12 protein-coding genes are annotated in these 13,281 nt (G+C 50.7%); 8 read left to right on the forward strand and 4 right to left on the reverse strand.

All coding sequences use genetic code 11. The features are described from left to right. Positions 1–759, forward strand: a complete 759-nt coding sequence (gene zapD / locus L3J94_05175; protein ID MCF6218144.1) for a cell division protein ZapD — start codon at positions 1–3, stop codon at positions 757–759. Then, positions 756–938 carry a DNA gyrase inhibitor YacG gene (gene yacG, locus L3J94_05180; protein ID MCF6218145.1) on the forward strand — a complete coding sequence of 61 codons (183 nt, stop codon included), beginning with the start codon at positions 756–758 and terminating at the stop codon, positions 936–938. The genes zapD and yacG overlap by 4 nt, the downstream gene beginning before the upstream one ends. On the opposite strand, the gene L3J94_05185 is transcribed toward yacG, so the two are convergent. Both L3J94_05185 and argJ read right to left on the reverse strand, forming a co-directional pair. Then, positions 939–1,916 carry a Nudix family hydrolase gene (locus tag L3J94_05185; GenBank protein ID MCF6218146.1) on the reverse strand — a complete coding sequence of 326 codons (978 nt, stop codon included), beginning with the start codon at positions 1,914–1,916 and terminating at the stop codon, positions 939–941. Further along, on the reverse strand, positions 1,897–3,117 hold the full coding sequence (argJ, locus tag L3J94_05190; GenBank protein MCF6218147.1) for a bifunctional glutamate N-acetyltransferase/amino-acid acetyltransferase ArgJ: 1,221 nt from the start codon (positions 3,115–3,117) through the stop codon (positions 1,897–1,899). Before argJ ends, L3J94_05185 begins: the two co-directional genes overlap by 20 nt. Positions 3,118–3,448: 331 nt before the next feature. Here argJ and L3J94_05195 point away from each other — a divergent pair, with 331 nt between their 5' ends. The 3 genes from L3J94_05195 to L3J94_05205 all read left to right on the forward strand — a co-directional run bounded on the left by L3J94_05195 (position 3,449) and on the right by L3J94_05205 (position 6,411). Beyond that, positions 3,449–4,561, forward strand: coding sequence for an ATP-binding protein (locus L3J94_05195; GenBank protein MCF6218148.1), 1,113 nt, complete (start codon positions 3,449–3,451; stop codon positions 4,559–4,561). 1 nt (position 4,562) lies between these two features. Further along, the gene (locus L3J94_05200; protein MCF6218149.1) at positions 4,563–5,912 is read left to right on the forward strand and encodes a sigma-54 dependent transcriptional regulator; all 1,350 of its coding nucleotides are present in this window, start codon (positions 4,563–4,565) and stop codon (positions 5,910–5,912) included. A gap of 187 nt (positions 5,913–6,099) precedes the next feature. Then, positions 6,100–6,411, forward strand: a complete 312-nt coding sequence (locus L3J94_05205) for a hypothetical protein (GenBank protein ID MCF6218150.1) — start codon at positions 6,100–6,102, stop codon at positions 6,409–6,411. Between the two features lie 39 nt (positions 6,412–6,450). Here the strand turns inward: L3J94_05205 and secA are convergent, their stop codons facing one another. Together secA and L3J94_05215 are read right to left on the reverse strand one after the other, a co-directional pair. Next, positions 6,451–9,198, reverse strand: a complete 2,748-nt coding sequence (gene secA, locus L3J94_05210; protein MCF6218151.1) for a preprotein translocase subunit SecA — start codon at positions 9,196–9,198, stop codon at positions 6,451–6,453. Positions 9,199–9,269: 71 nt separating this feature from the next. Next, on the reverse strand, positions 9,270–10,199 hold the full coding sequence (locus L3J94_05215; GenBank protein ID MCF6218152.1) for a M23 family metallopeptidase: 930 nt from the start codon (positions 10,197–10,199) through the stop codon (positions 9,270–9,272). Between the two features lie 83 nt (positions 10,200–10,282). Here L3J94_05215 and L3J94_05220 point away from each other — a divergent pair, with 83 nt between their 5' ends. From L3J94_05220 to L3J94_05230, 3 genes are all read left to right on the forward strand, one after another. Continuing rightward, positions 10,283–10,729, forward strand: a complete 447-nt coding sequence (locus L3J94_05220; protein ID MCF6218153.1) for a DUF721 domain-containing protein — start codon at positions 10,283–10,285, stop codon at positions 10,727–10,729. Between the two features lie 162 nt (positions 10,730–10,891). After that, positions 10,892–12,214, forward strand: coding sequence for a YihY/virulence factor BrkB family protein (locus L3J94_05225; GenBank protein ID MCF6218154.1), 1,323 nt, complete (start codon positions 10,892–10,894; stop codon positions 12,212–12,214). A gap of 17 nt (positions 12,215–12,231) precedes the next feature. Continuing rightward, the gene (locus L3J94_05230; GenBank protein ID MCF6218155.1) at positions 12,232–13,266 is read left to right on the forward strand and encodes a carotenoid 1,2-hydratase; all 1,035 of its coding nucleotides are present in this window, start codon (positions 12,232–12,234) and stop codon (positions 13,264–13,266) included. Positions 13,267–13,281: the final 15 nt, after the last annotated feature.

The raw sequence follows: 13,281 nt of genomic DNA on the forward strand, positions 1-13,281 counted from the left end.
ATGGTCTACTACGAACAACCTCTCAATGAACGAGTGCGCACTTTGTTGCGCCTGGAGTTACTCTTTCAGCAAAGTGATCACTTTCTTGCAGGCCAGACCTGCTGGGATAGCCGCGGTGCTCTCAGCGCGCTGATCGATATTCTCGAGGTACTTAACCGTGCAGATTTGAAAACTGAATATATTAAAGAGATGGAGCGCCAAAGCAACGCCTTGGCTCAGCTAAAAGAGCGACCAGAAGTCGACAAAAAACAATTGGATACCATTCTCCAGCAGCTAGAGCGCTACTCCGATCAGCTCATTGGCATCAGCGGCGTACTGGGGCAGGCGTTACGTCAAAATGAGCTGATCAACAATATCAAGCAGCGTTCAGCTATTGCGGGGGGCACCTGTGACTTTGACTTGCCGATGCTCCATTTCTGGCTGGAACAATCGGTTGAAAACCGCCAATACGACCTTAAATTATGGCATCAACTGCTACGCCCGGTACGCCACGCCAATGATCTGCTCATCAAGCTTATCCGTGAAAGCTCGTCGCCGCAGCAAAAATTTGCTGATAATGGCTTTTTCCAACAGACACTGGATAGCAGCCACCACTACCAAATGATTAGAATTGGTGTCAGTGCAGAAGATAATACCTTTCCTGAGGTGAGTGGTGGCCGCCACCGTTTTACGGTTCGTTTTATGGAGGCATCGATCACCTCGCGCCCTCAACAGGCAAACAAACCCGTTAATTTTCAACTTACACTGAGCGGATTATGAACATCATCAAAGTAAAATGCCCCACCTGTCAAAAGAGTGTCAAATGGGAAGCTGAGTCTCGCTGGCGTCCCTTTTGTAGCGAGCGCTGCAAACTAATTGACCTGGGTGAGTGGGCAAGCGAAGGACACCGAATCAAGGGTGAACCGACCCCTGTCAACCCACTGGATAGTGAGTCGTAATCACACACCCCATAAAGCACTAATTGCCGCAATCCCCTGTCCACCACATCGATGCGCTTTACCTTCTAGGGAAGTATCCATACCACCCAGTGCGTAGACGGGCAGTGGTACCTGCGCAACCAGTGCTGCAAACTGGCGCCAACCAAGTGGCTCCGCATCTGGGTGGGTTGCGGTTTTCAGTACGGGTGAAAGCAGCGCAAAATCCGCACCCATTTTCACCGCATGCTGAAGTTGGCCCAGCGTGTGGCAGGAGACTCCCAATAGTTTATCTGCCGCAATTGGCCGCTCACTGAACCCACGACTATGGTGGCTGGAGAGTTGAATCCCATCCGCCTCCGGCAACGCTGCCATCAGTGAAGGGACTCCATTCAACAACACTTTTGCACCCGCGTGATGACACCGCGAAAGCACACGTTTGGCCAAAGAGAGAAACGCCTCGTCACTCAATGTTTTTGTGCGCAACTGAACCAGTGTAACCCCTCGTTGCAGCGATTTTTCAAGCCTTTGCATAAACAACTCAGGATCATCCGCCGGTCTACCGGTAATTAGGTAGCGTGAAGGGAGTCGTATTGCGCTGATAATTGCCCGGTTAGCCTCTGGGAAGGTGAACATATCCAGCTGATCCACGCTGACCCAGGCAACCGCCTGACCCTCACGTCCATACGGCACGCCGGCATAGGCGGTCACCCGCCAAACATCTAATACGACAGAGTACTCTGGGTACTCAAATGGGATGGTGATGAGGGGCACCGCCTGCCCCACCTCTATCGACAGCTCCTCATGCAGCTCCCGGCAGAGCGCCTGCTTTACGCTCTCATTTAGCTCAAGCTTGCCTCCCGGAAACTCCCAACACCCTCCTTGGGGTTGATGTGCAAGGCGTTGAGCTATCAGTATTTCGCCTTTATCATTACTGACAACACCCACCGCCACATGAATGTGCTTTTTCCTTCTACTTTGCTCAGGTTCTGTATTCTGCATTTATTTTCACATAGTCGTAGCTAAAATCACAGGTCCAGACAGTGCAATTCACAGCACCCCGTGCCAGCTTAATGGTGATGGTAATCTCATCTGCTTTCATCACCTGCTGTCCAAGCGCTTCACGGTACGACTCGGCCCTGCCCCCACCCTTCACGATGCAAAGATCACCAAGATAGATCTCGACTCTCTCCAAAACCAACGCCTCAACACCCGCTCGACCTACGGCAGCCAAGATACGCCCCCAGTTAGGATCACTAGCAAAAAAAGCGGTTTTAACCAGCGGTGAGTGCGCCACCGTATAGGCGACCGCCTGCGCTTCCGCATCGCTTGCCGCCTCGAGTACATCAACGGTAATTAACTTGGTCGCCCCCTCGCCATCACGGACAATTTTTTGCGCCAAGGTCTCAAACACCGCACTCAAAGCTGAAAGCAGTGTTTTATATCGAGGATCATTTTCGTCACTCAATTCAGGAAGAGTGCTGCTACCCGTAGCGATCAATAGGCATGCATCATTGGTAGAGGTATCTCCATCGACAGTAATTCGATTGAATGAACGATCAAGCAGCTGTTTCAGGCATTGGGCCAACAGCGGCGGGGCAATCGCCGCATCAGTGGCAATATAGGCCAACATAGTGGCCATGTCCGGGCGGATCATACCCGAGCCTTTTGATACTCCAGTAATGGTTACCGCATGCCCATCAACTTCAACTTCAAAAGAGGCCCCTTTGGCCACCGTATCGGTTGTCAGAATACCCCAGGCGGCCTCTTTCCAGCCCTGCTCATCAAGTTTTGCAACCGCCTCAGGCAGCACCGCTTCAATCTTTTCGACCGGCAGCGCCTCACCAATCACCCCGGTTGAAAACGGTAAAACCTGATTATCCCGACAGCCGGCAACTTGAGCCAACGAGTGGCAACTTTGCTGTGCGGCCTGCAAGCCCGCATTACCGGTGCCCGCATTGGCGTTTCCGGTATTAATCAACAGATAACGGGGAGCCCCCGCATTCAGGTGCTGCTTAGCGATAACGACTGGCGCCGCACAAAAGGCATTCTGTGTAAAAGCCGCCGCACAGCGTGTCGATTCGGCTAGTTCAATCAAAACTACATCATCTCGACCCGGCTTTTTAATCCCCGCACTCACTGAGGCTAAACGCACGCCAGCAATGGGTAACATAGTGGGTAATTCTGTGCTGCCAACCGCCATTGTCAACTCCTTAAAAACGCCCATTAAATTATCGTTAAGCTAGGAGGCTGTCGGGCTGAGGGTGAACCTACTGTGGAAAAGCCATTCCGGCCCATTTCTTCGATCCTTTTCGTTGAATATGCCCAACACTCGCCTCAAACAATCAAAAAAATGGACTCAAAATGGCTTTCCCTCGCTACGATCACCTCAGTCCGACAGCCTCCTAACCCTGAACAGGTCATGAATATTTTATGCTCAGCATAAAGCAGCCGTGGCTTGATCAGCGTCTCCTTCAACAACAACAAATGATACACTGAATGGAGAACTCTTATCCATGCCAGAAGCGAGCAATATGAGAAAACATCTCCATTCACTCACTTACCTTTTTTTTGATTTTTCACCAAAAGTGCAGTGGGGTATCATCATACTTCTACTGACCAGCATCGCCATTGCGCATAACAGCATGCAGATTCCTGACATGTCACTGCTGATGGTGGTCACCCAAAAGCTGTTCTTCATTCCGGTTATTCTTGCCGGCTTTATCTCCGGCGTACTGGGCGGAACCCTGGTGGCCATCGTAGCCGCCGTACTCTACCCCCACTACCTGCTGCCACACCTGCATACAGAGTATATGTTCAGCATCCCCGTCGTCAGTGATATGGTGCTGCTGGTGGTGGTTGGCCTCACAACCGGCTGGCTGAGTGATCGAATCAAAGATGAGTTGGAACGTCACCGCCGCACAGCACAACAGCGTGACCAAGCCCTACAAGAGCTAACTCTAAGCTATGAGCGCGCCCGGCGCGCCGAACAACTTGCTGCACTCGGGCAGATGGCAGCCGGCATTGCCCATGAAGTACGCAACCCCCTTACCAGTATGCAGGGTGCGGTTGACCTGCTTAAACGCAGCATTTCCAGCAACCCGGAAAGAGCCACCACTCTGCTTAGCCGGCTCGAGAAAGAGATTACTCGCCTGGATGATATTACCCAGCATGTACTGCAATATGCCCGCCCACCCAAGGCCTCTCTCGAACCCATCAACCCCCTCGATTTATGCAATGATGTGTTGGAGACCGCCAAGCCACAGGCCAAAAGCCAAGGTCTCTCACTCAAGTTTACCCAGGCGCACTCAGCCAATACAAAAATTCACGGTGATCGAGATCAACTACAACGGGTCATACTCAATCTAGTTCTCAACGCCTTACAGTTCTCGGATCCGCACACCACAGTTAGCATGAACTCATCACTGGATGAAAATAATTGGCACCTTATCATCAGCAACCATGGGCCTGCCATTAGTGAAGATGACCGAAGGCATATCTTCGAACCCTTTTTCACCACCCGCGCTGAAGGCACGGGCCTTGGCTTGGCAATTGGTGCGAGAATTGTCGAGTCACATAATGGTACACTCGTCTGCCAGAGCAACGATGGGGTAACCCGCTTCATATTAACCATCCCAAAGGCATAACATGTCAGCACCCCTTATTCTTATTGCAGATGATGATCCCGGCATTCGTGAGGTACTGGCCTTTCAGTTGGAAGATGCGGGCTACCAGGTCCTACAAGCGTGCCATGGTGCCGAAGCGTTTAAAATCTACCAAGAGCAACAGCCTGACCTGCTACTCACCGACCTGCGAATGCCAATACAAGATGGCCATGCACTGCTGCAATCGGTACTCGAAATTGACCCCTTTGCCACGGTTATTGTCATGACGGCCTACGCCAGCGTAGAAGCCGCTGTTGATATTATGAAAACCGGCGCTTTTGATTTTTTGGTAAAACCATTCAAGGAGGAGGAGGTACTCTCCATTCTGGAGCGCGGCATTCAGGTCGCCAAACTAAAAGGGGAGAACAAGCGCCTGCGGAAAGCACTCCAGGCGACTCAGGACGGAGAGCTACAGAGTCGCTCTGATAAAATGCAACTGGTCTATCAACAGGCACACAGCATTGCCGATACAGATGCCAATGTCTTGATCAACGGGGAGACCGGCACCGGCAAAGAGCATCTTGCACAAAGCATTCACCGCCATTCACATCGTGCAGGCAGTGCTTGGATAGTGGTTAATTGTGGCGCACTACCCGAACAACTGGTGGAGGCAGAGCTGTTTGGGCATACCAAAGGGGCTTTTACCGGCGCAAGCCAAGCGCGGGATGGGCGCATTGCGGCGGCTGATAATGGCACGCTACTGCTTGATGAAATTGGTGACCTGCCTCTCAGTGCACAAGTGAAACTGCTGCGTTTTCTACAGGAGGGAGAGATTCAAGCCATTGGAGCCGATGCCCCACGCCATGTCGATGTACGGGTTATTGCCGCAACCCACAAAGATCTGCACGCGATGATGAAGGAGGGGTCATTCAGGGAGGATCTCTACTACCGCCTCAGCGTTATCACCTTGCATCTGCCCGCCCTGCGCGAACGCAGAGAAGACATTATGCCGCTGGCCAATATGTTTCTCGAACAGTCTGCCGCCAGCCACAACCGGCAGCCCGCATCATTCACCCCCGCAGGTGCCAAACTGATTGAAAACTTTGGCTGGCCAGGTAATGTACGCCAACTGAAAAACCTCTGTGAACGCTGGGTGCTGCTCTACGCAAACAAAGAGCTAAACTCCGAGACGCTACAAGCCGATCTCAGCAGTAACACGCAATCAAGCAGCTGGGAGCTACCCCCTGAAGGGGTTAATTTGGCCGAACTGGAGCGTCAATTAATTGAGCAGGCACTCGCCCGAACACAAGGCAACAAGAGCCAGGCAGCACGGCTATTGGGGATTAGCCGGCACACCCTCGATTACCGCCTAGAAAAATACAAAATAAAATAGCCGAGTCACTATTCAGCGTGTTTAGATTTTTTCCTAAAATCGAGGCATTTTCGCACGAAAAGAGGGCGCATATGGAGGTATGTGACCGAATTGAGTACGAAAATAACCAAGAGATGAGGCAAAAGATCAATACGCTGAGTCGTTACGCAGCCGATACAGCGGGGAGTATTCCCTGGAGGAGTGATAGATGAAAAGGGTAGTTACACTTGCAATAATGGCCACGATGGTTACGGCGTGCAGCTTCAGGCCGCCACCGCCTTCCACCCTCTCAGATGAATTTTCATTTTATCAGACACGCTGCGGCAGCTGTCATGAACCGGTCGCACCTGAGCTGCACTATAATTATCAATGGGAGCGCCTACTCACCTTAATCGAGCGAGCGCTGGATAAAGATCATCAAAAGATGCAACCACAACTCACAACTCAGGATAAAACACGCCTTTTAAAGTACCTAAAAACATATTCGCTCACAGATGTAGCGGATACACCTAAACTGTAAGTAAAACCTGAAGACCCTACCGTTGCGTTGCTTAGCCGACTAATTCAGCTCACCATGGCAACGTTTATATTTTTTCCCTGAACCACAGGGGCAAGGGTCATTTCGACCCACTTTTTGGCCTTCGCGCACATAGGGCTGAGCCTCTTCAACGCGCTTTTCTGGCTTGGCAAAAGCAGCAGAACCGGCCTCTTCTGCCTGGCTCTGCATCGCCGTTACCTGGTCGTGCTTATACTCGACCTCATCACGCTGCCTGCGCTCTTGTTCAACCCGCTCCACATCCTCATTCGATAAGAACTTAACGCGACTGAGTACCTTGATAACATCCAGCTGAATATTCTCCAGCAGTGAGCTAAAGAGTGCAAACGCCTCACGCTTATACTCTTGTTTCGGATTTTTCGCCGCATAGCTACGCAACCCGATACCTTGGCGAAGATAGTCCATTGCCGCCAGGTGCTCCTTCCAAAGGTGATCCAACACATTCAGCATCACCTCTTTTTCGAAGCGACGCATCACATCACTTCCCGCCTGCTCCTCTTTGTGAGCGTAAATTGTGGTCATCTCATCGACAATTTTCTCGCGTAGCGGCTCCTCATGTAGATCATCATCCTCTGCCAGCCAGTCTTGAATCGCCAGCTCAGTTGCGTACTCTTCCTTAAACACCTCCTCCAGAGCGGGGACATCCCACTGCTCTTCAAGGCTTTGCGGCGGAATAAAGCGACTGATAACATCATTTATAACCGAGACACGCATCTCGAAAATTGTCTCAGAGATATCCTCTGCCGCCATTAGTTCATCGCGCTGTTCGTAGATAACCTTACGCTGATCATTGGCCACATCATCATACTCAAGCAGCTGCTTGCGAATATCAAAGTTATGGCCTTCCACCTTGCGCTGAGAGTTTTCAATGGCACGGGAGACCCAGGGATGCTCAATAGACTCACCCTCCTTCATCCCCAGCTTTTGCATCATGTTGGCTATACGGTCTGATGCAAAAATACGCATCAAATCATCTTCCATGGAGATATAAAAACGACTGGAGCCAGGATCACCCTGCCGCCCTGAGCGACCGCGCAACTGATTATCAACACGGCGGGATTCATTCCGCTCTGTGCCTATAACGTGCAAGCCACCACTGGCAATAACCGCATCGTGGCGTTGCTGCCAATCCTGGTAGAGCTCTTCACGTTGCTGATCAGTAATATCATCACCCCGCATCTGCATCTCTACTTCAAAATTACCGCCCAACACAATATCGGTACCGCGACCTGCCATATGTGTTGCGATGGTTACTGCACCCGGGCGACCTGCCTCAGCAATGATCTGTGCTTCACGGGCATGTTGCTTAGCATTCAATACTTCATGCTTAATTCCCGCCTTGCTCAACAGTGCGTCCAGTGTCTCTGAAGCCTCTATCGACGAGCTACCAACCAGCACTGGCTGACCAGCAGATTGGCATTTTTTAATCTCTTCAACCGCCGCTTGGTATTTCTCTTCTTTTGATAAAAAGACCACATCACCATGATCAGTACGCCGTATGGTGCGATTGGTTGGAATAACAACCACTTCCAAGCCGTAGATATCCTGAAGTTCAAACGCCTCGGTATCTGCAGTACCGGTCATACCAGAGAGTTTGCTATAAAGACGGAAGTAGTTCTGAAAGGTGATCGATGCCAGCGTTTGATTCTCTGCCTGAATAGGCAACCCCTCTTTCGCCTCAATCGCCTGATGCAACCCTTCAGACCAGCGGCGGCCAGACATGGTTCGCCCGGTAAATTCATCTACAATAATGGCCTCATTGTCACGCACAATGTAATGCACATTACGCTGATAGAGGTAGTGTGCGCGCAGGCAGGCATTCAGCTGATGAACCAGCCCGATGTTTCCAACATCATAGAGGCTTTCACCCTCGGGTAAAATTCCGGCTTCGGCCAAAAGATCTTCCGCTTTTTGGTGGCCCAGCTCTGTCAGAAAAATCTGACGGCTTTTTTCATCAACCGTGAAATCTTTGATATCCGCCTCATCTTCAGGCTCCTCCATCTCCTGTTTCACCAGTGATGGAATAAGGCTGTTGATTTTAACGTAGATATCCGGGCTTCCCTCAACCGGGCCAGAGATAATCAAGGGAGTACGTGCCTCATCGATGAGGATTGAGTCCACCTCATCGACTACGGCAAAACCCAAACCACGCTGCACTTTATTCTCGATAGAGAACGCCATGTTGTCGCGCAGGTAATCAAAGCCATACTCATTATTGGTGCCGTAGGTGATATCGGCCTGGTAGGCAGCTCGTTTCTCTTCAGCACTTTGTCCCGAATAGATTACACCGGTGCTCAACCCCAGAAAGGTGTACAAGCGTCCCATCCACTCAGCATCTCGCTTGGCCAAGTAGTCATTCACGGTAACGATGTGAACGCCTTTGCCTGTCAGTGCATTGAGGTAGACGGGAAGCGTTGCCATCAGGGTCTTACCCTCTCCGGTACGCATCTCCGATATCTTACCCTCATTGAGTACAATGCCACCGATCAACTGCACATCAAAGTGGCGCATTTTGAAGACACGCTTGCTGGATTCACGCACCACAGCGAAGGCTTCCGGCAAGATTTGCTCAGGCGTCTCCCCCTGCTCCAGGCGAGATCTAAACTCGACACTCTTCTGGCCTAGCTCATCATCGCTTAAATCACCAACTTTGGATTCCAGCGCATTTATCTGCTCGACACGTTTTTTTAACTGTTTCAGTACGCGATCATTGCGACTACCGAAAACTTTATTGAGTATTTTACCAATCATTGAATAAAACCATTAACCGCCACTAGAGGATGGGAACATATTAGAGCAAAAAAAAGGGGGGTTGTCAGAGACTATTTGCGTGCAGTGTAAATATACTTGGCAGGATCAACAGGATTACCGTTTTGCAGCACCTCAAAATGGACATGGGGGCCAGTTGAACGCCCGGTTGAACCCATAAGTGCCAACACCTCACCCTTTTTAACAACCTGACCCACACTGACCTGCAACGATTTGTTATGTCCGTAGCGGGTCACGTAACCATTGCCGTGGTTAACTTCGACCAAATTACCGTAACCGTAGCGTTTTTCCGCAGCCGTAACCACACCCGCCGCCACCGAGATCACATGACTCCCCTCTCTCCCTGCAAAATCAACGCCATTATGCTGCGCCAGCTTGCCTGTAAAGGGATCAGTGCGCTCACCGAAATGAGATGAAAGCCACCCCTTGATAACAGGGCGACCCTGGGGCGAGACCTCGCCCTGGAGGCTACGACTCATCAGCAAACCTTCCAGTACATTCATCTGCTGGCTTCTATGCTCCAGCTTCAGGGATAACGCGTCTAGAGAGCGAATAAAGTCATCCACTGTAGTGTCACGCATCATTGCACCCCGTTCTGGGCCACCCTGAGCGGGAGCAACTGAGAAATCAAATTCATCTCCGTCAATCTTTGCCATCTCCGTCAAGCGCTCACCCAGCGCATCAATTCGCATGATGTGCGCTTGCAGTTGGCCTACTTTTATTGCCAACACATTGAGATTCTCTTGTGCCTTTTGCTTTTCCTCAGCCAGCGCCAACTGCTGCTGTTGTTGGCCCTGTTGCCACTCAAGCTGAATGGGGTGAAGTGTCGAAACGCTCTCCCCCTGCCCCAGCAAATACCCACCATAGAGTGCTACGAGCGGCACCATCAAGAAGGCCAGCAACCCCAAGCTCACCACATGCCATCGACGCAGACTCAATGAACCCTTCTGTCTTAAGCCTTTTGTTAGTAAAATGATATCCATAAGTAGCTACTTCATATTTTTTGACTAAAATTCTGCCATGATTTTAACTGTGTTCACCCCTAAGAGGCAACAACAGCATACAAATGAGAAAATCGATCCGCCCCAAGTTAGCAACCAAAATTCTCAATAAACAAGGGGGTACCTCTCTGCAACCACTCCTTGGCTACGCTGACTATTTGCACCAGCAAAGCAAGCTGCTGCGCCAATCGCTGAGCGAACCCATTGCCAGTCACATCGCACTTGCCAACATTCAAAATGGCGTTGCAACTATCGTGGTTGACTCATCGAGCTGGCTTGGAAAAGTAAGGTATCTGGCTCCCATCATCCGGCAACTCTTAACCCGCCAGGGTTTGGCAATCAGCCGAGTCGAATTTAAGGCCGACCCATCCCACCACCTAACACGCAAAATAAAACCACAGCCCGCTGTGATGTCTGCGGCAACGGGGAAGCTACTACACAGCTTCGCAGAGAGCGTCAACAACCCAGCGCTGCAAACGGCGCTACTGCGCCTATCCAAACATGGAAAATAACACCCTTCTGTAGCGTCCATTCCGAAAAAATCCTGAACAGCTCACCCCACCCCACACACCAAACAGAGGGGTGCCACACACAATGAGCTCTGCCGTAGCCTTGCAATTACAGCATGTGTCACACAGACTCAAAGGGTGGGTAGCTAAGAGAGTAGATTGCGAATGTGGAGCGACAAACATTACAAGCGTTTCCTAGCATGGCTTTGGCAACCAGAAATTGAGCCGCTACCCACTGCCAAAGCGGGTGTGATTCGAGCACTCCGCGTCGCCTACCAGGTAATAAATGAGCTTCACAGTGGGCTGTTAAATCTGCGCGCCATGAGCTTGGTTTATACCACGCTGCTGTCACTGGTACCTCTACTGGCTGTGAGTTTTTCACTACTCAAAGGCTTTGGCGTACATAACCAGCTGGAGCCACTGCTGATTAACCTGCTGGCACCGCTGGGCCCACAAGGGGAGCTAATCAGCAGTCGCATCATCGAATTTGTTAATAACACCCGAGCCATGGCGCTCGGGTCACTTGGATTGGCACTGCTGATCTTCACCGTTATTTCATTGATGAAAAAGACCGAGCAGGCGTTCAATCATACTTGGCACATCACTAAGCAACGCCCCTTTATCCAACGCTTCAGCCACTATTTAAGTGTGATTATTGTTGGGCCGGTACTGCTCTTTAGTGCCTTGGGCATAACCGCTTCAATGCTTAGCACCACCTTGATGCAACAGCTGATCAATCAACCCGGCATTGGCTGGCTAGTGCAGCATCTCCAGCTACTACTCCCCTTTCTACTGATTAGTGCTGCATTTACACTGATCTACCTGTTTATTCCAAATACCCGGGTAGAGGTTAAGTCGGCACTATTCGGTGGGTTAATAGCGGCCCTGTTGTGGCAAAGCTGTGGCTGGCTATTTGCCTCGTTTGTGGCAAATTCTGCCTCGCATGCCGCAATATACTCCACCTTTGCCGCGCTGATCCTCTTTATTATCTGGATCTACCTTAGCTGGCTGATTTTACTGGTGGGAAGCTCAATCGCTTTCCACCTTCAACACCCAGTAGCTCAAGCAGAGCAAGCAAACATTGCCACCATAAGCATCCAGGACCGCGAACAACTCGGCTTGTTGATTATACAGTTGATCAGTCAGCGCCATTATCTCCAACTCCCCGCCTATTGCAGCGAATCCATTAGCTATGAACTGGGAGTACCGATACCGCTGGTATCGGCACTGCTATCCGCACTACAGCAGTCCGGCATCATTGCTGAGTGCAGCAATGATGAGGGTGAGCACTTACTACCCGCACGCCCTTTCGATGAGGTTATGGTAAGCGATGTTTTACGCGCATTGCGCAGTCACGGCCACGCCATTTCACTCAAGAAAAAACATTCCAGCCGCTACCCGTTGGAACTGCTTAATACCAACCCGCTGTTCGATCTCACACTAAAACAGCTGGCAGCTCAATCCAGCGACCCAAAGGGCAAGCAATAAATAAGGAACATACCGCAATGCTGAAGAAAATCACCCGGTGTTGGGTTCCCTGGCTGCTTATGCTGCTGTTGGTGCTCTATATGGCATTCACCCCAACAAAGGGACTTATCGGCCCAGTGCAGCTTCCCCACGATGATGCCTTTTTACCTGATGAAAATGTGCAGTGGTGGTATTGGACCGGCCACCTTGAGAGTGAAGAGGGAATGACATTCGGCTTTGAGGTGGTCTTTTTCACTTTCGACAGCTTTTTCATCTTCAAAGATCAATTAATTCAAGCGGCAGTCACCGACATAAATAATAATAGTTTCCACTTTGAGGAGCATGTCAGAACCCTTTCGCTACCTAAAAGAGTCCCCAACGCATTCAACCTCAGCTCTGGAGGGGACAACAAAGTAACCGCCATGGGTGGTGGTGGTAACGACACCCTGCATAGCGAGGTGGGGGATTATGTGCTGGATTTGCAGCTGAAAGCCGACAAAGAGCCGGTGATCCACTACGGCGGCGGGCCCCACCCCTATCGTTTTGGCGGCTTTACCTATTACTACTCACGGGAATCGATGAAAACAACCGGCACCATTACAATCAAAGGTAAATCCTACAAAGTCACGGGCAGTAGCTGGTTTGATCGTCAATATGGCGAGCTCTACCAGGCAATCGAACAAGGGTGGCAGTGGTTTGCTATTGAGCTGGATGACAGCCGGCAGATCATGCTCTACGACATCAACGGTCAACAAAATAGAGTCGAAAGCTATGCATCGGTTACCGATGCGAAGGGCAAAACCCGAAACCTAGGGCCGGACGAGTTTACAATGACTATTCTCGACCACTGGACAAGCCCCAGCACCGGCTGTACCTATCCAAGCGGCTGGCGAGTCAAGATTGGTAGTGAGGAGTGGATTATTGAGCCACTGGTAAAAGACCAAGAACTTCAGGCTGAGCACCACTTCTGGGTTGGCCCTAAATACTGGGAGGGTGCCAGCAGCGTAGCCAGCAGTAACGGTGACAGTAAGGGCAAAGCCTATGTCGAATTAAATGGTTACTGTAAAAAATAGTGAGTAGTCGCAATA

This window comes from Gammaproteobacteria bacterium (genome assembly GCA_021647245.1).
Lineage (GTDB): Bacteria > Pseudomonadota > Gammaproteobacteria > RBG-16-57-12 > RBG-16-57-12 > JAFLJP01.